The following is a 23010-nucleotide window of genomic DNA, read 5'->3' on the forward strand; positions in this document are numbered from 1 at the left end:
TGTATTGATTTTTATGGAATGGGAACGTTCCCAACTTGCGTTAGAGATCACAATTTGACAACTTTTTATGATGTTATTGGCCGTAAACCATGGGTTCGCCCATCACGCACTCCCACCACACAGGGTGGGATTTCAGATAGCATCACGTCGAGAAAAGAAGAATCAGGCCAGTTGACCAGGAATGATAATTTGTTGAATTGATTGACTATGATTAAGTTGATCAAGTAATTGTTGGGCGGCTTTCACTCCTGCGGTGCCATAACCCAGCTCGACTGACAGGGTATTTGGGAACAAAAAGTGCAACAGCGGTGTATTACCAATGCCGCAGACCTGAATGTGTTGCAGGCTCTGCTGTTGTAAATACTTACTCACCCCCATAGCGATAGTGTCAGAGGCACACACCAGCGCCGAGGTATCGGGTTTTATCACCTGAGGTGCGAGCTGGAAGCCACTTTGATAACTCAGTTCACCCAGTGCAACTGTCGGTAGCAGGCCATGTTGTTGGCTGTAATCAAGATAAGATTGATGACGACGCATACCGGTAGTGGCATCCGACGGCTGCACGCCAATATAGCTAATATGCCGATGCCCCGCGTGACGTAATTTATCCATTAACAAGCGCACTGCCCCGTCGTCGTCGTAGCATACGGAAGAAAAACCCGCATACTCGCGCGCCAGCACCACCATTCGTTCCTGCCATGGCGAGAGCATTTCTGCGGTTAACCCAGTGAAACCAAACAAAATGACGCCATCTACATGGCGCTGTTGCAACACATGTAAATGTTCACTGACTAATTCAGGATCAAACTGGCTCTCCATCAGGATAGGGTCATAACCTTGCTGATAGAACAGTGGCAGCATCGTGCGCACCGCCTGATTTTCAGATGGCGAATCCAGACGCGAGACAATAATACCCACAACTTTATCACTCTGACCCCGCATGGCTCGGGCTGATTTGGACGGGGTAAATCCCTGCTGACGGATGACAGCTTCCACTCGTTCACGAGTTTGTGGACTGACGCTACCTTCGTTATTCAATACCCGTGAAACCGTGGATTTTCCAACTCCACTCATGCGGGCAATATCCTTTATGGTCAAACGGTTTTGCATGGTTTACCTAATGTTTAGGTTTGGAAACATATAATAAACTGATTATTTATATTACCGAAGTTGTGGGAAGTCTAGCATGCGCAGAATCAGACTCAGCGCATGATATCCCAATGACTCGCAGCATATTACTGCCCTAACGGCATATCTTACCGTCGGGGTGGTCTTTGGCGTGGCGAGAACAGTGATGCGGTTTAATGTCTGTTTAGCTGTTAGACAGCCGCTAACAATCTTTAAATAAAACCGGAGGTTAATTACCCAGTGGACCCTGTTCCCTCGACCTACACCTTTTGGTGTGTCCGGTAAGGTAATTCCCCATTCAGGGTGGCTGCTTTATCGGATAACAATCTGATAAGCGGTCACTACGCACGTCCTTGCGTTAGTTTCTGCTGATGATGTTTTTGCCCTCTCTACGGCAGATTTGCCGTGGGCGCAACATAAAGACCGTCCGACAAACGGCTTTGTGACATGACAGTAAGGCTCAAACCATGCAAGTTAAAAATTTCACCCGGCAGTTGCTCAATGTGTTGAGCCGTAACCTGCCTCGCCGCCTAATTCGCCGGGAAACCATGTTAGATGGCTTGCCGCAGGGAAGTGCGACAAAAGATTTGCCCGCAGCGCTGACTCAACAACGTTTGCAGTGCGCGAATGAAACGCCACCACAACTTTATCTGCGTTTTCAGAGCCACCCCGAAGGGTTAACGGAACAAGAAGCAGCAGCCATTCGCCTGCAAAATGGCAGTAATCTCATTGAAAATCAGCAAGCTACCAGTTGGTGGGTCCACTTATGGCACTGCTATCGCAACCCGTTTAACTTGCTGCTCACCATTCTGGCTCTGATTTCCTACGCCACCGAAGACCTCACCGCCGCATTGGTGATTGGTGCCATGGTGTTAATTTCCACCCTGATGCATTTTATTCAGGAAGCACGTTCTAACCGCGCTGCGGATGCTTTAAAAGCCATGGTCAGCAATACCGCAACCGTGGTGCGCAGTGATGCCCATACGGGCAAGAGCGAGCATCGCGAGCTACCGATCTCTCAGTTAGTGCCCGGCGATATCATCAAACTATCTGCGGGCGATATGATCCCGGCGGATTTACGTATTCTGGTGGCCAAAGATCTGTTTATCAGTCAGGCCGCCTTAACCGGTGAGTCACTGCCGGTTGAGAAAGTGGCGCAATGCCGTGAGTGTGAGGAACAAAATCCACTCGAACGAGACACGCTGTGCTTTATGGGCACCAATGTCGTTAGCGGTTCGGCACTGGCTATCGTGGTGGGCACCGGTAACCAAACCTATTTCGGTCTGCTGGCAGAGCGTGTAACGCATCAGGATGAGCAACCTAATGCCTTCCAGAGTGGCATCAGTAAAGTCAGTTGGTTGCTGATTCGCTTTATGCTAGTCATGACACCTATCGTATTGTTGATAAACGGTTTTACCAAAGGTGACTGGTGGGAAGCCGCGCTGTTTGCGCTCTCTGTTGCCGTGGGTTTAACCCCGGAAATGCTGCCGATGATCGTCACATCGACCTTGGCAAAAGGGGCGGTGAAACTCTCCAGGCAGAAAGTGATCGTCAAGCGCTTAGATGCTATTCAGAACTTTGGCGCGATGGATATTCTGTGTACCGATAAGACCGGCACCCTGACGCAAGATAAAATTGTGTTGGAAAGCCACACCGATGTGTTCGGGGCCAACTGTGAGCGGGTGCTGCACTACGCCTGGCTCAACAGTTATTACCAAACGGGATTGAAAAATCTGCTGGATGTCGCGGTGTTATCTTCCATGGCTGAGTCAAAAGATTCAAAATCTCAGGCGGCCGATACGTTGGCGGGTTACCGCAAAATTGATGAGATCCCATTCGATTTTGAACGCCGTCGCATGTCAGTGGTGGTCAGTGATAAAGCGGATTATCACGAACTTATCTGCAAAGGCGCGCTGGAAGAGATGTTGTCCATTTGCCGCCATGTCCGCCAAGGGAGTGAAATTATCCCATTGACCGACGCGCTGTTGGCACGCATCCGCCGCATTACCGATGAACAGAACCAGCAAGGACTGCGGGTGGTGGCAGTTGCCACCCGTATCATGCCGGCTTATCAGCAAAACTATGCTGTTATTGATGAATATGACCTGATCCTGGAAGGGTATATCGCCTTTCTCGATCCGCCGAAAGAGAGCACAGCGCCGGCGCTACTGGCGCTAAAACGCAATGGCGTTAACGTCAAAATTCTTACCGGTGACAACGAGTTAGTTGCGCGTAAGGTATGTAAAGATGTTGGATTATCTGTCGAGCATGTCTTGCGTGGCAGTGATATCGAACAGATGACAGAGACACAACTGACTGAAGCCACCCGCACTACCACGGTGTTCGCCAAGCTGACACCAATGCACAAAGAGCGCATCGTACAGAACCTGCGTAATGCCGGTCATGTGGTCGGTTTTATGGGGGATGGCATCAATGATGCACCGGCACTGCGTGCTGCTGATATTGGGATCTCGGTAGATTCAGCAGTAGATATTGCCAAAGAAGCCGCCGATATCATCTTGTTGGAAAAGAGCCTGATGGTGCTGGAGCAAGGGGTAATTGAAGGCCGCCGCACATTTGCCAACATGCTGAAATACATCAAGATGACTGCCAGCTCTAACTTTGGTAACGTCTTCAGCGTCCTGATTGCTAGCGCATTTTTGCCCTTCCTACCCATGCTGCCACTCCATCTGTTAATCCAGAATCTGCTGTACGATATTTCGCAGATTGCTATTCCATTCGATAACGTTGATGAAGAGCAACTGGCAAAGCCACAACGCTGGAACGCCGGCGATTTGGGGCGATTTATGGTGTTCTTTGGTCCGATAAGTTCTATTTTTGACGTACTGACTTTTTGCCTGATGTGGTGGGTATTTAAAGCCAATACACCAGAAATGCAGACGTTGTTCCAATCCGGTTGGTTTGTTGAAGGGCTGCTATCCCAGACCTTAATTGTGCATATGATCCGTACCCGTAAAATTCCCTTCATCCAGAGCCGCGCCTCTTGGCCGCTATGTCTAATGACACTGGCGGTGGTGGTCATTGGTATCGGGCTAACCTTCTCTCCACTGGCTGGATTCCTGCAATTGCAAGCGCTGCCACTCTCTTACTTCCCGTGGCTGATGGTGATCTTAACCGGCTATATGGTGACAACGCAGTTAGTGAAAGGGTGGTTTGTGAGGAGATATGGCTGGCAGTGATTTGATTATTAACCGCGTGAGTGTTGCGCCATCCACGGTGCAGCGGCTTGTCTCCTGTCACTCCGCGGTTTCACCGGAAATGGCGGTGAAACTGACGGCAGTTCTGGGAAGCACTCCGGCAATGTGGCTCCGCCTCCAGGCGGCTTACGATCTAGGGAAAGCAGAAGAGAGCATCGATATTTCAAATCTGACTAAATTGTACAAACCAGAACCCGTATCACTACATAGCTGATACGCCCCAACGCCCCTCGGTTTTTCAACGGCTGTCTACCACTCACGGATAGCCTTTTCTATTCCATCGCTAGAAATTTGCTTTGGCATAACTCAAATTCGACTCAAACAATCAATCGCTATCGCCTTGAAGCTATCAAAATGCTGACTGCTCAATAAACGGCTCATTGAACGCTCTCGCACAAAAGTAACGAACAAGTCGTAAATCGCCATCGCTTCTTCATAGTCAGTTTTACTGATAGCTAACAGGAAAATGACATGGGCTACCTCACCATCACCCCAGGCAATGCCATTGGGAGCCAACAGGGTAACCACCACGGTCTTTTTGGCTAACAGGCCGAGTGAGTGTGGCAGTGCAATCCCCTCCCCCAGCATAGTGGAGACAATCGCCTCACGCTCCACCACCGATGGGTAAAAGTCCGCATCAACGAACCCTTCCTCTTCCAACTGACTGCACACTTTTTTAAATAACTGCTCTTGTGTCATCGGCTGGTCGATAATCATAAAATGATTACTGTCGAAAAACTTTTCCAACATATAAGGGCGAGTGCGATCCACTAGCACCAACTTACCCAGTTGTTCTAACTGATATTCAGTCGGAAACGGTGACATTACTACCACCGGCTTATTCTTTTCCGCCAGACGTGAATTAGAAATAATAAAATCTTCGTCGATATGGTCGAGATTTTCGTAATCACGCAGGGAAATGGTTTGTGTCATCACGATCTGCGGATACTTACGAGCAATCTGTGCCTGAATCATTCGGGTAGTGGAGTTACCGGTATCACACACCAACATCACCTGTGGGTGACGTTGATAACCAATATTGTAATGGCGTTCCAACCCAACACCGATGTGCAGTACCAGATAGCCTATCTCATTCTCACTCAAGCTATAAGGCGTATATTTGCCCCAACTGGATACCGCCGCCAGTGTTACGTCATAAGCCATCGGATAGTGCTGTTTAATATTGGATAACAATGGATTAGGGATAGTTATTTGATACTTCACCCGCGTAATCATGGTCTTGATATGGGTGAGTAAATCAATTCGTAACTGCTTATCGCCCTGCAAATTGTAGTTATAGTGGGCGTTGATATAAGAGAGGATGTAATCCACCAATGTCTCTTCATCATCGGCGTTGATTTCACTGGGGCGACTGGTACCAGGCTGACTGACTTGCACTCGGCGGGCGGCAATATTGACCCGCAAATACGCTTCTTCTGCTGCCGAAATGTCTTTGCCCGATAATAGTTTCAACTCATTTGCCAAACGGCCGGAGGCGAGTTTGACCGCCTCATCCACATCTTCGGCATCAAAATCTGATAACGGATAACCGTCGGCGATGCGTTTTATCGCCACAGCACAGTAGAAAATAAGGTAGTGCTCACCCTCATCAGTTAGCCGTACCGCATATTGCGCCAATAGCTCATGCAGCAATCCCGTTAATTCGGGGATAGTCTGAATGTTAAGAAACTCATTTTTTAATAATGGGTTATCAGCATCTTGCAGATGTAGCTGAAACAAAAGGTCGGTCAAACACGTGCGGACAGCCAACTCGGCACCAAACAATTTCATGCCGTAGCGTGGCTTGGTTTCAATCGTCAGATGGTATCGGTTTAGCCTTTCTCTCACCTCAGCCATATCATTTTGCAATGTGCCACGGCTAACGAACCATTCATCAGCTAAATCTTCCAGCTTCAATGAAAAAGCAGAGGTCAGAAAACGGATTAACAGGTAATGCACTCGCTCATTGGCAGTTCGCGGGGTTAGGTGCATTTTGCGGTTTTGCTGCTGTAGAGCACGAAAGCGTTCAGCATCATCGATCATCAATCGGTAGCCAAAGCCACGGTTATGGATAAAGTGCGCACCATAATGTTCAAGGATCTCATTCAACGCCGTAATATCTGCCCGCACGGTACGTGTCGAAACCGCAAAACGTTTCGCCAGCTCATCCTGAGGCAGCGTTTCCGATTGCAATGCATCGAACATGTAGGCCAGACGTTGATAGGGAAATCTCACTGCTCCACTCCGTTATTCAGGGTGTATGGGCATCCCCCCGCCACCATGGCCAGAGGGGGAGCGTTATCTCACACGGCAACACAGGTCTTCACCGCTAGTGATTTTATATAAGGTAAATCAAATAATTACGGTACTATTTTTTTCACGATAGCTAATAAGGTTCGCACATCTTCTGGGCGAGTATTGCCCGTTTTGCTGTCGATTATCGAACTGTAGATATGCGGGATAATTTTCGTTACCCCAGCATCCAGTGCAATTTGTACGATTTGTTCAAAATTATCCAGACTGATGCCACCGGTGGGTTCCAACCAGAAGCCGGTAGCAGCACAAGCCTCAGCCACAAAACGGTACTCATCGATAGAGTCCAGCCCGTTCATTGGGAAAAACTTTAGCGAACTGCCGCCCATATCTTTCAACATAGCAATGGCGGTGGTCACTGGAACAATCGCTTCCTTTTGCTGTGAACTGAGTGGCCCGGTGGAGATATTTACGTAACCCACTTTGCCGGTCGGCGAAATCAGGCCGTTAACCACCGTATCATGCTGCCCCAATAAAGCACGACTTGTGCCAACACCGGTGAACACTTGATTCACATGTTGCGGTTGAACCTGCTGCGCAATCTGGCTGACCATTGTTGATTGCTTCGGGTCTCCCGCGCCCAACCCTACCGACAGGGCATTATCGATAACAGCCGCGTATTCGCGCATATCTTTGACTGCGCTATCGACATCCGAATAGTTCTTCGATAACACTCCCACCAGAACATGGCCTTCAGCGGCTTGATAAATCTCGCGTGCATTCTCTTTTGAACCGGCCAGCACATTCAGGCACACCCGGTCACGGTAATAATTCGGGGTCAATTTCATCAGTCAGGCTCCCTTAGCCAGGCGGTTAATGCAGGTATAAATAATCTCGAGTTGCAATGGCGTGACACTGCGCACATCCACTTCAATTTTGCCTTCATTAGCTTTATAGGCGCGGAAGTAGATAGCAATATCGCCATTTTTCAGCGCATCCACCAGATCCGGTGTCGAGCGCCCCATTTTAGCTTCATCAAAACTGATTTCAGTACGGGCAATATCACGCCCGGCAGCATCCCAAACCACTTTCGCAGACACGCCGTCAATGGTATTTAACTGACTGATAAATGGTGCCATTTTTTCTACCATTTGCTGGCCGGTCTCTTTTTCCAGCGTCATATAGCTTTCAATAGCACGGGTCAGGCCGAGAATACCCTCTTTACCCACTTTCATCGCCCGGCCAATACCACTTGATTGCAACTTCACCCAATCAATATAGGTTTTCTTGCCTAACACCAGCCCGCTGGTTGGCCCTTCAATAGCTTTGGCACCGCTGTAAATCACCAAATCTGCACCCATCTGGTAATAACATTGCAAGTCTTCTTCTGCGGCCGCATCAACAATTAATGGCAATTGATGCTTGCGCGCAATCACTACCGCTTGCTCAACGGATAGAATGCTTTTTTGCACACAATGGTGGGATTTTATATACAAGATCGCCGCAGTATTTGGCGTGATCGCCGCTTCCAACTGTTCCGGTAAACATTCGTTGGCATAACCGGCTTCCACCACTTTGCCTCCCCCCAGCGTCACCATGGTATCGACCGGCGCACCGAAGTTAACGTTATGGCCCTTCGGCAGAACAATTTCGTGTGGCACTGCGCGCGGGGCAGCATGTAGATTAACCAGTAAATTGGCATCATCTTTCACGATCACCGCAGCGACCGACTGAGCAATACCGGCAGAAGCACAGGAGACAACCACCGCGCTCTCAACATTCAGCAAATCAGCAATGTAAGCACCGGTCTTATTGACCAAATCTTTCATTTCGAAGTAATGGTTTAGGCCCAAATCTACCGCCTCAACCACATCCTGCCGTGGCGTTGAAACGCCCAACATCGTCATGCGACCAGAAGCATTAATTACATGTTTTAACTGGTATTTTTCATAGACTGAAGACATCTTTTGACTTCCCTTCGTCAGTTAATACTACGTCACCAGCAACGACCGCCGCCAGTGGCACCAGATATGTCTCACCGGTAACCGATTTACCTTCTGAATCACTGAATAGCTGAGGTTGCTGTTTCAGCTCAAAAATCGTCAGGTCAGCGTCATAGCCCGTTGCCAGCATCCCTTTGTGAGTCAAATGCAGGGCTTGCGCGGCATTTTCTGTCACACAAGCAATAACCTGTTTAAGGCTCAAACCGAGGGTGAAAAATTTGGACATCACCGTCGCCAGGCTGTGCACTGGCCCATTAATACGGTTGCGACAATAGATGTCGGAGCTGATGGTGTGCGGGTAAATACCTTGCTTGATGGCCAGTTCGGCAACATCAAAGCTGAAACTGGCACTGCCATGCCCAACATCCAGTAATACACCGCGTTTCAATGCACGTTGGATAGAATCACGCAAGGTCCCGGCAGGGGTCAGAATACGATTGGGCTTACCGTTATAGCAGTGAGTAATAATATCGCCTTGCGTTAACAAGTCGGCAATCTCATCCAAGTCCGGCGGGTTATTGCCAATATGTACCATCAAGGGTAGCTGATTATTTTCTTGTTGAATCTCTTTGGCTCGCACCAACGGTTTAATGCCGTTTTTACCGACCACGCTGCTGCTCATGCGGGCTTTAATACCGATAATAAAATCAGGATTACGGGCAATAGCCTGACTGACACTTTGCTTATCAATCTGCGTCATATCCGCTAATTCGTTTTGCGTCACGATGCCGGTTTTCGCAATATTCAGAAAAGCATAAACATGGGTTTTGGCGGTACGGGTTAGGCGGTAAAAATCATCCACATCATTGGCACCAGTGCTGCCGGCATCCACCACCGTCGTCACGCCACTGGCGACTCCGACCAAATCAGCTTCGTCATGATAAATAGGAGATGCGGGGTAACAATGCACATGGGAATCAATCCAGCCAGCACTGATGTAATATTTCCCGGCCAAATCCAACATTTTTTTAGCGCAAGAAACTGAAGGCTCGGCTTGATTATTATCTTCAGTGGTAATAGCCGCATCGACGGCCACAATTTTTCCATCATTAATTACGATATTAACCTGACGGCCGTCAACTAATAGTGCGCGTGTGATAATAAAGTCATACATTATCTTTATTCTCCATTATGTCCTTCTTACTTGACGTTGCAGCAGTGTTAGCAGGGTAAATATCCGGTAATTTGAATATTTACCCCTGACATCATGAAATAGCGACTGGGAAAATAGACCCTAAAATCATGGCACCCAAAATCGCCCCGCCAGTAATTGGTTTATTCCACAGATAAAACAGTAAAGCGCCACCTAAAGAACCAATCCCAATTGGAATTGATGCTGTTATGGCTGACAGGATAATCAATGGCCCGAGGAAACGGCCAGAGGAGTTACCAGCCCCCATCATAACGTCGGCACCATAAGTAGAATTACTTTGGTTAATCGTAAATTTACGCGCCAAAATAATCAGATAGCCGATAGCTAAACCAATAATCAGGCCGGTTACCAGTGAGGCGGCAAAATTAGCCACCGGGAAGACAAATCCGGCGCCCAGTAATAATGCTGGCACACCCAGACCAACACCGGTTTGAATCGCGCCACCAATATCTAAAATACCGACAAGCGAACCTTCAATAATACGGGCGAATAAGAAGCTGGCACCAAATGCCGCCACCGCACCATAAACACCGGTATCCATACCAGCACGTAGCATTGAAACAAATGCCACTTCGTTAAATGCACCGATACCATATAAATAATACATATGAGTACCCGCAAATACGCCGGAGGATAATAATCCTACAAAGATCGGAAATGACCAGTCGGCATACCAGAAATTATTCTTGGTTTGTTCATCCATCATCAAGCTCCTCTCGTTGTATTATTTTCCGCTCAATGCGTTATGAATGGTATCGAGCCAAACCGGCGCGCTCAGGCTAAATGACTCCAGGAATTTCAGATCGAATCCGCGGAAGAAACCACTGAGCACAAATAACAGAACAATCACTGTCATCATGATCTTAGTCACTTTATTCCAGCCGCTTTCCTCAACACCTTTACCAATTAAAATACCCAACACTAGACCAGGTACAGCGTTACCCATAATTAGCTGAGCCAACCCGCCAAAAATAGTGGCCCAGAAACCAGAGCGACGCCCGGCATCAATAGCCGCCAGCCAGAAAATAACCGGCATCACGGTGTTAACCAGAATATTTGCTGCTGGTACCAATACTTTAATGGCCGTAACCTGTAATGCTGCTGGTACCGCAGAAGCAGTGGTGTTTAGGAAACTGACAACAATAACCCCGATAATCCCGCAGGCAATTGCCATCTTTTTCGGGTTATGCATGGTTTCCGCTACATTACGATTTTTAATCATTAATGCGGCGGCACCCCAGTTAGGAATGATGCGGTGGTCGACGTCCTGAGTAAAGGCACCTGCTGCCACCGAAGAGGCCCAGGCGTTGAAGAAGAAACCTAATCCAAAGGAGAGGTGCGATGCAGGATCTCCCTCGCATGAGTTCAGTTCGCCCAGGGTACGAAATGCCCCCATCCCCTGTATTGTCGGTGCATGAAACATACGGGCGGCCCCAACACCTACCCCCACACCGACCAGTCCGCCGATAATAATCGACTTAAAAAGAATGATTAGAAACATCAGTATATCCTTTTCATTTAGATATGAAGACGACCTTATCCGTATTAATAATTGTCACGTTCACGGTAATATCTAATTCAACGCTATATGTCTTTCTTTCACGCGGCAGGAAAAAGAATAAAAACTTCTCATTTTTAACTGATAATTCTGCGTTTAATACTTTTACGTCTTGTGGCTCAATCCGTAACAGAATATTTTGTGTCGATTTCAACACCGTATTCTGGACATTACCGAGTGCATTAGCGAAAGCTTTTTCCTTAGTATCGCCTTTACCTTTCACTTGCACCTGAGTGGTATATTGCTCTTTCATTACGGTTGACCGTATTTCTTGATATAAGCGTCGACTAATCTCTGGCCTAATTCTTCTTTATCCATAAATCCGAAGCCCAGCACTTTGCAGCCTTCATTTATTGCCGTCACGCCTTCTTCAACAGAACGCATGCCGTATTTTGCTTTGTAACCATATTTATTTTGCGCCGTAATAGCGCCCGCACCGCCACTGCCGCAGAATGAAATGCCAAAGTCAGCTTTTTCACTGTTCATCACATCACCCAATTTCATGTCTGCGGCAACACCGGGAATAACCACTACGCGGCCACCAGCCAATTCAACACCCTGGCCCACTTTTTGGCCTTTACCTAAACGGTCGCCAATCACAACGGTAATTTGACTCATAGTCACTTCTCCAGATCACTGTTTTATGGGTTATTGTCTTTCGCTACTTCAAAATGCACCGACAACAAATAGGCTTCTTCAATGGGCAAATTGGCAAATTTATCGACCACTTGCTGGGCCATTTGCATCGAATGTGCTGAAATCTCATCAAATAATGATTTATCCACTTCAGGTAATGGCTCACCAGTTATGGAACGCAATACCATGGCACGGATATGTGATGTCAACATTTGTTGCTGAACTTTATTGGTAAAAATATTTTCACTATTTAACATTGCGGTAATTTCAGCTAATACCCGCTCAGTAATAATCATTACCTCTTCTTTTCCAGGTTCCTCGGCGGCATTTAATGCGGCTACATCATTCACGCTGGCAATCCCCTATTTTTGCTATATCCGTCATACTTCAGGTTGTAGGGCCGTTGGCTGCGTTTTCTCGCCCTAGTGATTTACTTCAGGGACTCACTCCTTTGCCGCCTACCCACAACTCGAATTATTTAAGGTCTGTAACAACTTTCTGATGATAAAGATAAGTTCAGTTATCTTCTCTCTGCGCTGTAACATCACCCTACCTGCAAGCGGAATAGCTGTGTAGCGGCTTTTTTTCCAGTTCAAAGTGGAAATGTAATGTACCGGTGGGATCACTTTCGCAAAAAACGCCTGTTAGATAGTTAACTTAATCATTAACAACAAAATAACTTTTATATAAATACGTCAGTGCGGTTTGTAGTGGAAAAAAGTTCGTGATCCTGATCTCTTTCTTTTCTAGTCAGAAGCGCCTAATATCAGATCAATATTAAGCTATTTTCTAACACCCCCTCTCCTATGGCGTGGGGGTGTTGTTTTTATGTTTTGCTGAAATTGAATTGGAGAGTGGTATGACCAAGCCAACCATCACGATTAACGAGCTGGATGCTGAACGTTTGGATGCGTTACTGGCGCAACCGGCTTTTGCCGGTACAGTGGTCGCTCAAGCGCTCAATGAAGAACTGGATCGTGCAGAAATTCTACCACCAAACGCCATTCCGGCAGATGTGGTGACCATGAATAGCCGTGTGCGTTTTCGCGATCTGAATAACCAGGAAGAGCATATCCGCACGCTGGTGTATCCGGCATCGCTACAAGACAGTAACGAACAACTTTCCGTGATGGCTCCGCTGGGCGCGGCATTGCTGGGGCTGCACGTCAATGATGAAATTAGTTGGAAGCTACCAGGTGGGGATGAAGCCCGCATTACTGTGTTAGAACTGCTGTACCAGCCAGAAGCGGCCGGTGAATATCACCGCTAACACTATTACCAAAGCCATTGGCGTTACCGCCAGGCGGTAAATGGACAAGCCCCGAATCACTGACTCAAGTCAGTGATTCGGGTGAAAGGGATTATTAACGATACTTTTTATGGTAGGTATCGCGGGTCGGTTTAAAGTCTTGCGCTGCTTTTTTAGCTTCATCGAGCTTGCCTTGATTCGCTAATGCCAGCGCACCATCAATCTGCCCGATAAATAAGTCCAAACCATGACGGAAATCCTTCACCTCCGCGCTACCCTCGCCTTTACTCTTCAACTTGGTAGGTATGCCCTTTTGTGCATCCTGCGCCGCTGCACGCATCGCCTGCAAGCCTTGCTTCATCACATCAGTAGAGTCAGCCTTCAACACTTTGCCGTAATTATCAGCAATGGTTTCCATGTTATCAGCCACGCTGGCAGCCATCGCTAAAGTGCTGGCGCTGAGTAACACCGCCGCCATTAACGCCATCATTTTCTTACCCATGCTCACATTCCTTCTATACCCTTCTAACGTGGTGTTGCAGCAGGGTTTCGCAGCAAGACCAAATTGGGGATGGGATTATTGTTATTGAAATACTGATCATTAGTACATTGCTCACACTTAACATAGGCAATAGACACTGAAACTGACAATGATTTCTTGTAATCAATTAAGAAATGAGATGAGGGCTGAATAAAAATCAAAAAAAAAGCCAGCAACCAATGCCAGCTTTAGGTGTGAAGCTACACGATGTTATTCGCCCGCAATCTTCATCGCAGGTAATAAAACAGAGCCACACTGAATGTTACTGCGGGTTTCGATATCACTGCCTACGCTGACAATATTACGCAGCATATCTTTCAGATTACCGGCAATCGTTATCTCACTGACTGGATACTGAATCTCACCGTTTTCAACCCAAAAACCTGCCGCGCCGCGAGAATAGTCACCGGTTACGGTACTGACTCCCTGGCCCATCAGTTCAGTTACCACCAAACCTTTGTCCAATTGCTTCAGCATCCCGGCGAAATCCTGCCCCTGACCGGCAATACGCCAGTTATGGATACCACCAGCATGACCGGTACTTTGCAGCCCCAGTTTACGGGCTGAATAGCTGGTCAACAGATAGGTTTGCAGTACCCCATCTTTAACGATTTCCCGTTGTAAAGTACGCACACCTTCACTATCGAACGGGGTCGAAGCCAGACCACGCAGTAAATGTGGGTGCTCTTCAATAGTTAACCACTCAGGTAAAATCTGTTTACCCAAATGATCGAGCAAGAAGGTCGATTTACGGTAGATATTGCCGCCGCTGATCGCCGAAACCAAGTGACCAAACAAGCCGGTCGCCACTTCAGCGGCAAACAGCACCGGTGATTGCATGGTCGGCAGTTTACGTGGCGATAAGCGGGATAAAGTACGACGAGCGCACTCCTCACCAACCCATTCCGGGCTGGCTAAATCTTCCATCCGTCGGCCAATGGTATAAGCGTAATCTCGCTCCATATCACCATTATGTTCAGCGATAACGCTGCTGGAAAGCGAATGGCGACTTGAGCAATAGCTCTGTAACATGCCGTGGCTGTTACCAAACACCTTGATGCCATAATGGCTGTTAAAACTGCCACCTTCGGTATTGGTAATCCGCTTATCGGCCTGCAATGCAGCCTGCTCCGCCCGGGCGGCCAGCAAGATACCTTGTTCTGCATCCAAATCGCTCGGATGGAACAGGTCCAAATCAGGCGCCTCAAAAGCCAGCAGCGATTTATCTGCCGCGCCAGCGTAGGGATCAGGTGAAGTGTAACGAGCAATATCCAGCGCAGCCTGCACCGTGCGGGCGACTGCATCTGGATTTAAATCGGTGGTAGACGCGCTACCTTTACGCTGCTGGTGATAAACAGTAATTCCCAGCGCACCATCGCTGTTGAACTCCACATTTTCCACTTCACCAAAGCGAGTGCTGACACTAATTCCGGTGGTTTTACTTACAGCGACTTCGGCCGCATCAGAACCCACACGGGCCAATTCCAAAGCCTGTGCAACCGCTTGTTCCAGCGTTTTACGCTGTTCTGCAACTTGAGTGACTACTTTCATCAGTCTGCCATAATTAATGAGATAATCGTTCAGGAAAGAGTCGTAACACGACGACTTACACGGATACAATATAGAACGCCATGGTTCTGAGTCTATCAGAGATCTTTGTACTATTTCGCAGAAAGCCAACAACCTGCTACGATTAGCCTCTTTTTAAGGAATTTGACCATGAACAAACAGCCCGAAGATTGGCTAGATGAAGTCCCAGAAGATAAAGACGAAGATGACGATGAAATTATCTGGGTCAGTAAAAGTGAAATTAAACGTGATGCCGAAGCGCTGAAAGAACTCGGCACCGAGCTGGTTGAGCTGGGTAAAAATGCGCTGGAGAAAATCCAACTGGATGAAGATCTGCTGGCAGCCGTTGAACTGGCACAGAAAATCAAGAAAGAAGGCCGCCGCCGCCAGATCCAGTTAATTGGTAAAATGCTACGTGCCCGTGATGTAGAACCTATCCAAACCGCATTGGATAAGCTGAAAAATCGCCATAACCAACAAATCTCGCTGTTCCACAAGCTGGAAATGCTGCGTGACCGTTTGGTTGAAGAAGGTGATGTCGCGATCCCTACGGTGTTGGATCTATATCCAGATGCGGATCGCCAACAACTGCGTAGCCTGATACGTAATGCCCAGAAAGAGAAAGCCACTAACAAGCCACCGAAATCATTCCGTCAGATCTTCCAATATCTGCGTGAACTGTCTGAAAAGCAGCAATAATCGGGCGGGGCCGGGTCTGACTCGGCTCCCGACTCAAGAAGGCTAATTCACACTATATTGAAACGCAGGCTGCCTGCTAACTCCTCTTCCGCTTCCTCAAGCAGCAGCACAATCGCACCGAAGCGGCGTTTGTGGCGGTGATTGAAATGAATAAATTCAATCTCTACCGGTAAGGCTATCTCACCTGTGACCACATCCCACAGAGCATCCAGATTGGCGCCAAAATCTTCGCTCAGCGCAAATTTTTGGCAAAATGCGCGGTAAAATGCAGGAAGATCGGATATATGGTCAAAATCAAATACCACTTTTACCATCTTCTCACTCCATCCGAATGAAACGCTTGTAGTGATCCTGAGTTAGATAAATCAGGCCATCATTGGAGTACAGCAAACGATCGCTACCGCGATGCCCACAACGATAATTAACATCGGCTTCACGCCAGTTACGGCCTTTCGCCTCAGGCAGTTGGCGTTCACGGTTAGAAAAACGATCGCCGCCAATCGCTCTGCCTGGCAATACTTTACACAGATTGCCGTCTTTGGGATCCCAGCCCTGCGCACGCGCCTGCTGCTTGGTAAGGTAAAAATCCGGCAGGCGATGATGCACTTGTAGGTATTTAGCCACCTGCTGGTGCTGGGTCAATTGTTCAATCGATGCAGATGCCGATAAAGGTGGGCGTTCCAGATCCGCCGATTGACCGATATCACGCGCCGTGACACCGCCAATCCCCTGCAATGCCGCCACTGCCAGCAACAGTATTGCGCCCAGAATGGCCATAAGTCGTTTATTCATGGTTCTCCTTAACCCTCAGGCTGCCAATAGCTGTTGTGCTGCTCATTGCGATAACCCATGCCCACGTTTTATTCACCAATCCAATTTATAAATTACCCAAATGCAGGGTTTTGACTTCCATAAACTCATCTAACCCCAGCACTGACCCTTCACGGCCAAGGCCAGACTCTTTAACACCACCGAAAGGTGCCAGCTCAGTAGAAACTGAACTTTCATTGACACCAATCATACCGCTTTCCAACGCATCTGAAACCCGGAATACACGTTGCAGATTCTGAGTATAGAAGTAAGCTGCCAGCCCGAACGGCGTGTCATTAGCTCGTTTGATAACTTCCTCTTCGGTTTTGAAGCGGAAGCAGGCAGCCAGTGGGCCAAATGTCTCTTCAGAGGCGACTTTCATCTGCTCATTAGCATCGGCAATAACTGTAGGCTGGAAGAAATTTCCCCCCAGTTGATGACGACTGCCCCCCGCCAGCAGGCGACCGCCCTTCTCAAGCGCATCTTTGACGTGATCCTCAACTTTCTCCAGCCCGGCGAGATTAATCAATGGCCCCATATTGACGTCTTTATCCATACCATTACCAACATTCAGTTTTTTAACCTCAGTGGCTAAACGGCTGACAAACTCGTCATACACACCATCCTGAATGTAAAAACGATTGACGCACACGCACACCTGCCCGGCATTGCGGAATTTACACGCCATCGCACCAGCAACTGCGGCATCCAAATCAGCATCATCAAACACGATATACGGCGCGTTACCGCCCAGTTCCATGGAAATTTTCTTCATGGTGGCTGCGGCATTACGCATTAAGGTTTTGCCAACTTCGGTTGAGCCGGTAAAGGAGATTTTACGCACTTCCGGGCTGGCCATGATGGCATCACTGATGGCATGCGTATCGCCCGCAACACCATTGAGCACGCCAGCAGGCACACCGGCTTGCTCTGCCAATGCCAGTAAAGCAAAAGCGGATAACGGCGTGTTATTGGCCGGTTTAATCAATCCGGTACAACCGGCAGCCAATGCTGGCCCCAGTTTGCGGGTTAACATTGCCAGCGGGAAATTCCACGGCGTGATGGCCGCCACCACACCAACCGGTTCGCGAGTAGCCAGAATGCGTGCCCCCTCTTTGGCTGGCGGAATAATCTCACCATTGGCACGTTTGGCCTGCTCACTAAACCATTGAATAAAGCTGGCGGCATAGGCGATCTCGCCTAAGGCTTCTTTCAATGGTTTACCTTGCTCAGAAACCATTATCTCAGCCAATGATTGCTGATGTTCCATAATCAACAAATACCAACGCTGAAGAATTTCCGCCCGCTGCTTGGCGGGTGTTTTTCGCCAAGCGGGGAAAGCCGCACTGGCAGCCTTAATCGCGGCTTCAGTTTCTTGGGTACCCGATTTAGCCACTTTCGCCACCAACTGGCCGGTAGCAGGGTTATGTACGTCGAAAGTGTCCTGCGCCTGATGCCATTTACCACCAACAAAATAGCCGATATGGTACACACCGTCGCTGTGTCGTTGGTTTTGTAATGGATTGTGCAATGGATCGCGTAATAGATTTTGTGCTGACATCTTGTCGACCTCCTGAGGGAAAGGATGCCCCCATCAATGGAGGGCGAGGAAGGTTGCTTCACTATGAAGTATATACCCAAAGAACTTGGAGTTGCAGGTAGGCTGCCAGTGAACACATCCCGATGAGCTGACTCAGGTCAGTGATTCGGGTCAGTGAGCGCCGCTAACAACCCTGTGGTTTCACTCTAAAGGGGATACTCAAAGTCATTGGAATCACAGGTAGGCTGCCAGTGAATGCATCCCGATGAGCTGACTCAGGTCAGTGATTCGGGTAAGTGAGCGCCGCTAACAACCCTGTGGTTTCAAGGACGAAGAGTATCGCTAGATAAGCGCACTCTGATAACGATGCAACATATCCGCCAACCGCTTTACCGGGCGGATAACAGAATCAGGCGATTGATAATCGACTAATTTTTGCTGATATTGATCTAATTCCTGTAGTAAACGGGCGAAGTAATAGCGCCGCTTCTGGTCATTTTTGGCATTAATAACCCGATCGGCGGTATAGCGGATCTGTTTGTGAAAAGCACTCAATTCAGCATTAACTGGGATCTCGGTGTTATTGAGCCGCTGATGGGCGATGATCAGCGTCAATGCCAGTCGATACTTATCAATATCACCGGGGAACATCATCAATAATTGATTCAGTTGTTGATACAACGCCGGTAGATGGTTTTCGCTGCGGCGGGCTTTATTGGTGGTCAATGCCGATACCGCACTGTAAACAAAGCGGTTTAGCAAGGTTCTGCCGGTTCGGTCCTTGGCATTATCGCGGATCAACAACAGCACAATCAGAGAAACGAAACAGCCGACAATCTGCCCCAACGCACTGTCGAGGAATATACTGACATTAAACTCCATCGGGTTGCTCAACACCATGATATTGATAGTACTGGCCAATGTTCCCAGCGAGCCAAGACGGCGCTTTTGCACTTCGATACCAATAATAAATGCCAGTAATCCCAGACTGATGCACAGCAACAGCATACTTTGCTGGGTCGCAGGGATAATAAACATAAAATAGAGCGCCCCAATAGGCAGCGCCATAATCACCCCTAGCAGGAAGTCGATCGCCACCATCCGTGGATTGGGGGTGCGCATTGCCAGTGAGGTCACCACCGCAATCATGACCATACAGCCCGCCCCAGATGTCCAGCCAGTCCACAGCCAGAATAGGCCGCCGATCGCCGTAGCAATACCGGTACGCAAGCCATTGATCATCGCATGATGACCTTCGGCTGAAACATGTTTGATTGGCTCATCGCCGTCCAGAATACCCTCTTCCACCCGGCTGATACTGCTGTTGGTATGAATCCCTTTTGATAGCAATAAATAACGTGTCGCCGCCCCCACCCAACTGCTGATGGTCGCAGGGATCGCCGCACTGTGACTGCCGCCAATATATTGACGCAATTTCTTCATCTGCTGATGAATTTCAGCCGGCGTCTCTGCCGGTTCACTCAGCATCGCCTTCAGCTCGGCACTGAGTAAGTCGGGATGATTGATCAATACCAGATAGGTTTCGCAGGCTTGAGTGATCAGGGCTAATGACGCCGTGTGCAATACCCGTAAGCGGCGGTTACAGCGCTGCCAGCGGGAAGATTCCATCATCAGATAACTACGCATCCCATTCAGGGCCGTGGTATTTTTAACCAGATCATTCCAGGCCCGATCGATATCGTTTTTTTCTGCCGGACGAATACATAACTGCAATAATTTATATTGATCTACCAGCACCTTATCGACCAGACGATCAATATCCTGCTTGATCGATCGTGGTGAAAACAGCAGATCCGCCATCACCGCGCAGACGATCCCCAGCACAATCTCGCTACAGCGCTCGACAGCAAACTGCGGTGTCAGTAATGGCGTTTCACCGGTGGTGACAATGATAATCAGCGCAGTGTAACCCGCCAGCCCGAATGCGTAAGAGTTCTCAACCCGAACCAGTGAGGAGATCCAAGTACAAACGCCAGCCCACAAACAGCAAAGCATCAGGGTTAATACTGGTGCTCTGATAGTCAGAACGATGATAACCAAACCACCAATACAGCCGATGAATGTCCCGATAATACGTAACCAGCCTCGATGACGAATCGCACCAGAGAATGGCTCACCGCCCGCAGCAAATGCCGGGCCAGCAGCAACAATGGCCGCCGTCAGCACCGACCAACGTGGTGTTTCCAATTGCAGATGAAAGCCCAGAAACAGCGCGGCCACAATGGCAAAACTGAGTTTGAACGCAAAGCGCAGGCGAATAAATGTCGGGCTGTTCATCTTAACCAAACTCACGCAGGCGATGCATCAACTTAACAATCGGTGAAGCCTGATTAGGATTGCGATCAGTCGCCCCGGTTATCACCACGGTAGCCGTCGTCCCTGCGGGATAGGGATGCTGTTGATCTTCACTGTCCAAACGGATCTTCACCGGTACTCGTTGCGCCAACCGCACCCATTCCAGATTATTGTCAATCGTCGCCAACCCTTTGCTATCGACACTGCTGCTGCTGTTGGTGACACCGGCGGAGACACTGTCGACAGTACCGTGCAAAATACGGTTACTGCCCAGTGGGGTGATTTCCGCCCGATACCCGGCTTTAACCCCCTCCAGCTTGGTCTCTTCCAAATAGGCCAAAATATAGAAAGTATCTTTTTTCACCAGTGCAACAGCGGTAGCGCCACGGTTAATAAACTCCCCGGCATGAACATTCAGATTCGTCACCCAACCTTGTGCAGGCGCACGCACGGTGGTGCGTTCCAGATCAAGTTTGGCTAAATCTCGTACCGCGATAGCTTTTGCCAACTGATGCCTGGCGGTTTGTAATCCGTTGTTGGACTGGTCAATTTCTTCTTGTGACATCGCCTGAATCCCCAAACGTTGCCGCCGGCCGGATTCACGTTGTTTCTCCGCCGCCAGTGTTTGGTAATAGGCCACATCGGCCTCGGCTTCAGCCAACGCCTGCTGGTAGCGCGGTTGGTCAATAACAAACAAAATCTGCCCTTTCTGCACCAGTTGATTGTCTTTTACCGGCACATCGGTGATCAAGCCACTGACATCCGGTGCGATAGCCACCACATCGGCAGTGAATTTGGCATCACGGGTCCAGGGTGATTCGGTATAAAAAGCCCAAACTTTGAAAATAGCGATAACCGCCAGTAAAACCACCAATAAGGTGATGCCGATACGGATTATTTTTAATGAAAAAGTACTCACGGCGACCTCAGGAAAAAAGACGGGATATTAAATAGAAAAGACAACAATACAGCGCGGTATTAAAGAGTGCTGGATGCCAGACAAACTCATAAATACCAGTAGGTTGTAGCACACGGCGCAAAACAAAGAACAGCGCCAGCGAAAGGAGCAACTCAAAAAATATTGGCGGAAAAGAGAGGCCAAATATCACCATCACCGGAAGCAACGTCATTCTGTAGATCCTTTCTATTATAGGGTGCCGGTGAACCAGCCATAAGACTAACTTGTAGGTTAAACTTAACTAAGCAACATGACTGTAACCTTAGCGAGGCGAGATAACACTTCGACAGCGTGGCTTGCAAACCTAAAACGATTCTCCCGACAGCAGTATATTAGCCTGCTTATTATCACCTTATCTACGATGTGTGATCTAAATCACTTTTAAGCTACAGTTAACAATCAAGCGTTAGCAATCAACTCAGGGTGAACCATGGAAAGACTAAAACGGATGTCAGTATTTGCCAAGGTGGTTGAGTGTGGGTCTTTTACTGGCGCCGCACGGCAGTTAGAAATGAGTGTGTCGTCGATTAGCCAAACAGTGTCAAAACTGGAAACCGAGCTGAATGTTAAGCTGCTTAACCGCAGTACTCGCCGCATTGGTTTAACTGAGGCAGGCCGAATTTACTATCAGGGTTGTCGGCGCATGTTGCAGGAAGTACAGGAAGTCCATGAACAACTCTATGCCTTTAACAACACCCCAACCGGAACCTTACGCATCGGCTGCTCATCGACGATGGCACAAAATGTACTGGCAACGATGACAGCAGAGATGTTGAAAGAGTATCCCGGCCTATCCGTTAATCTGGTCACCGGCATTCCGGCACCGGATTTAATTGCTGATGGTTTAGATGTGGTGGTCCGCGTTGGTGCATTACAGGATTCGGGGCTATTTTCACGCCGCCTTGGTTCCATGCCGATGGTGGTCTGCGCCGCCAAAAGTTATTTAGCACAACATGGTACACCAGAAAAACCCAGTGATATGACCAATTTCTCCTGGCTGGAATATAGCGTGCGACCAGACAGTAACTTTGAGCTAATCGCGCCAGAAGGTATTACCACGCAAATATCGCCACAGGGCCGCTTTGTCACCAATGACTCACAAACCATGATCCGTTGGCTTAACGCGGGTGCGGGTATCGCTTACGCACCGTTAATGTGGGTAATAGAGGAAATTAAACGCGGCGAGGTGGAAATACTGTTTAAAAAATACCATTCAGATCCGCGCCCAGTATATGCGCTCTATACCGAGAAAGATAAAATGCCACTTAAAGTTCAGGTCTGTATCGACTATTTGACCGAGTACTTTAAACGAGTGGCTGAGGTATATCAGGGATATCGCTGAATATACTATAGCTATTGGATGCCCAGTTGAGAACTAA

Annotated in this window: 23 protein-coding genes; 5 read left to right on the forward strand and 18 right to left on the reverse strand. The window is 48.4% G+C overall.

Annotated features, from left to right (window positions below; genetic code table 11):
* Positions 1–162: 162 nt before the first annotated feature.
* Positions 163–1110 carry a trehalose operon repressor TreR gene (treR, locus tag Q2T72_RS19510; protein ID WP_083162240.1) on the reverse strand — a complete coding sequence of 316 codons (948 nt, stop codon included), beginning with the start codon at positions 1108–1110 and terminating at the stop codon, positions 163–165.
* Between the two features lie 485 nt (positions 1111–1595).
* On the opposite strand from treR, the gene mgtA reads away from it, so the two are divergent.
* Positions 1596–4328: a magnesium-translocating P-type ATPase gene (gene mgtA / locus Q2T72_RS19515; protein ID WP_372569699.1), complete on the forward strand. Its 2733-nt coding sequence runs from the start codon at positions 1596–1598 to the stop codon at positions 4326–4328.
* Positions 4315–4560 carry a HigA family addiction module antitoxin gene (locus tag Q2T72_RS19520; RefSeq protein WP_372569700.1) on the forward strand — a complete coding sequence of 82 codons (246 nt, stop codon included), beginning with the start codon at positions 4315–4317 and terminating at the stop codon, positions 4558–4560. Before mgtA ends, Q2T72_RS19520 begins: the two co-directional genes overlap by 14 nt.
* A 92-nt stretch (positions 4561–4652) precedes the next feature.
* On the opposite strand, the gene Q2T72_RS19525 is transcribed toward Q2T72_RS19520, so the two are convergent.
* From Q2T72_RS19525 to Q2T72_RS19565, 9 genes are all read right to left on the reverse strand, one after another.
* Positions 4653–6581: a transcription antiterminator gene (locus Q2T72_RS19525; protein ID WP_372569701.1), complete on the reverse strand. Its 1929-nt coding sequence runs from the start codon at positions 6579–6581 to the stop codon at positions 4653–4655.
* Between the two features lie 125 nt (positions 6582–6706).
* Positions 6707–7447 carry a KDGP aldolase family protein gene (locus tag Q2T72_RS19530; protein WP_372569702.1) on the reverse strand — a complete coding sequence of 247 codons (741 nt, stop codon included), beginning with the start codon at positions 7445–7447 and terminating at the stop codon, positions 6707–6709.
* Positions 7448–7450: 3 nt separating this feature from the next.
* Positions 7451–8563, reverse strand: coding sequence for a DgaE family pyridoxal phosphate-dependent ammonia lyase (locus tag Q2T72_RS19535; protein ID WP_372569703.1), 1113 nt, complete (start codon positions 8561–8563; stop codon positions 7451–7453).
* Positions 8547–9716: an amidohydrolase/deacetylase family metallohydrolase gene (locus Q2T72_RS19540; RefSeq protein WP_372569704.1), complete on the reverse strand. Its 1170-nt coding sequence runs from the start codon at positions 9714–9716 to the stop codon at positions 8547–8549. Before Q2T72_RS19540 ends, Q2T72_RS19535 begins: the two co-directional genes overlap by 17 nt.
* Before the next feature lie 91 nt (positions 9717–9807).
* Positions 9808–10458, reverse strand: a complete 651-nt coding sequence (locus Q2T72_RS19545) for a DUF4310 family protein (RefSeq protein ID WP_032896643.1) — start codon at positions 10456–10458, stop codon at positions 9808–9810.
* A gap of 21 nt (positions 10459–10479) precedes the next feature.
* The gene (locus tag Q2T72_RS19550; RefSeq protein WP_372569705.1) at positions 10480–11256 is read right to left on the reverse strand and encodes a DUF4311 domain-containing protein; all 777 of its coding nucleotides are present in this window, start codon (positions 11254–11256) and stop codon (positions 10480–10482) included.
* A 13-nt stretch (positions 11257–11269) separates the two neighbouring features.
* Complete coding sequence (locus Q2T72_RS19555; RefSeq protein ID WP_083162226.1) at positions 11270–11566, reverse strand: DUF4312 family protein; 297 nt, start codon at positions 11564–11566, stop codon at positions 11270–11272.
* Positions 11566–11931 (reverse strand): glycine-rich SFCGS family protein, encoded by a 366-nt coding sequence (locus tag Q2T72_RS19560; protein ID WP_083162224.1) that lies wholly within the window; start codon positions 11929–11931, stop codon positions 11566–11568. Before Q2T72_RS19560 ends, Q2T72_RS19555 begins: the two co-directional genes overlap by 1 nt.
* Positions 11932–11954: 23 nt before the next feature.
* The gene (locus tag Q2T72_RS19565; protein ID WP_083162222.1) at positions 11955–12299 is read right to left on the reverse strand and encodes a PRD domain-containing protein; all 345 of its coding nucleotides are present in this window, start codon (positions 12297–12299) and stop codon (positions 11955–11957) included.
* Positions 12300–12808: 509 nt separating this feature from the next.
* Here Q2T72_RS19565 and rnk point away from each other — a divergent pair.
* Positions 12809–13219: a nucleoside diphosphate kinase regulator gene (gene rnk, locus Q2T72_RS19570; protein ID WP_083164033.1), complete on the forward strand. Its 411-nt coding sequence runs from the start codon at positions 12809–12811 to the stop codon at positions 13217–13219.
* Between the two features lie 94 nt (positions 13220–13313).
* On the opposite strand, the gene cybC is transcribed toward rnk, so the two are convergent.
* The gene (gene cybC, locus Q2T72_RS19575) at positions 13314–13700 is read right to left on the reverse strand and encodes a cytochrome b562 (RefSeq protein WP_083162220.1); all 387 of its coding nucleotides are present in this window, start codon (positions 13698–13700) and stop codon (positions 13314–13316) included.
* Positions 13701–13949: 249 nt separating this feature from the next.
* On the reverse strand, positions 13950–15290 hold the full coding sequence (pmbA, locus tag Q2T72_RS19580) for a metalloprotease PmbA (RefSeq protein WP_083162218.1): 1341 nt from the start codon (positions 15288–15290) through the stop codon (positions 13950–13952).
* A gap of 168 nt (positions 15291–15458) precedes the next feature.
* Between pmbA and yjgA the strand changes: the two genes are divergently transcribed.
* The gene (gene yjgA / locus Q2T72_RS19585) at positions 15459–16007 is read left to right on the forward strand and encodes a ribosome biogenesis factor YjgA (RefSeq protein WP_083162216.1); all 549 of its coding nucleotides are present in this window, start codon (positions 15459–15461) and stop codon (positions 16005–16007) included.
* A 47-nt stretch (positions 16008–16054) separates the two neighbouring features.
* On the opposite strand, the gene Q2T72_RS19590 is transcribed toward yjgA, so the two are convergent.
* The 6 genes from Q2T72_RS19590 to aaeX form a co-directional block, all read right to left on the reverse strand.
* Complete coding sequence (locus Q2T72_RS19590) at positions 16055–16321, reverse strand: barstar family protein (RefSeq protein ID WP_083162214.1); 267 nt, start codon at positions 16319–16321, stop codon at positions 16055–16057.
* 4 nt (positions 16322–16325) lie between these two features.
* Positions 16326–16799 carry a ribonuclease gene (locus Q2T72_RS19595; RefSeq protein WP_193784767.1) on the reverse strand — a complete coding sequence of 158 codons (474 nt, stop codon included), beginning with the start codon at positions 16797–16799 and terminating at the stop codon, positions 16326–16328.
* Between the two features lie 85 nt (positions 16800–16884).
* The gene (locus tag Q2T72_RS19600) at positions 16885–18378 is read right to left on the reverse strand and encodes an NAD-dependent succinate-semialdehyde dehydrogenase (protein ID WP_372569706.1); all 1494 of its coding nucleotides are present in this window, start codon (positions 18376–18378) and stop codon (positions 16885–16887) included.
* Between the two features lie 321 nt (positions 18379–18699).
* On the reverse strand, positions 18700–20655 hold the full coding sequence (aaeB, locus tag Q2T72_RS19605; protein ID WP_372569707.1) for a p-hydroxybenzoic acid efflux pump subunit AaeB: 1956 nt from the start codon (positions 20653–20655) through the stop codon (positions 18700–18702).
* Between the two features lies 1 nt (position 20656).
* The gene (aaeA, locus tag Q2T72_RS19610) at positions 20657–21592 is read right to left on the reverse strand and encodes a p-hydroxybenzoic acid efflux pump subunit AaeA (RefSeq protein ID WP_050087662.1); all 936 of its coding nucleotides are present in this window, start codon (positions 21590–21592) and stop codon (positions 20657–20659) included.
* 7 nt (positions 21593–21599) lie between these two features.
* Entirely contained in the window at positions 21600–21803 is a 204-nt protein-coding gene (aaeX, locus tag Q2T72_RS19615; RefSeq protein ID WP_083162208.1) for a p-hydroxybenzoic acid efflux pump operon protein AaeX, read from the reverse strand.
* Between the two features lie 258 nt (positions 21804–22061).
* Here aaeX and aaeR point away from each other — a divergent pair, with 258 nt between their 5' ends.
* The gene (gene aaeR, locus Q2T72_RS19620; RefSeq protein WP_050087664.1) at positions 22062–22973 is read left to right on the forward strand and encodes an HTH-type transcriptional activator AaeR; all 912 of its coding nucleotides are present in this window, start codon (positions 22062–22064) and stop codon (positions 22971–22973) included.
* Positions 22974–23010 lie beyond the last annotated feature (37 nt).

The organism is Yersinia sp. 2466 StPb PI (assembly GCF_041538325.1).
GTDB lineage: Bacteria > Pseudomonadota > Gammaproteobacteria > Enterobacterales > Enterobacteriaceae > Yersinia > Yersinia enterocolitica_E.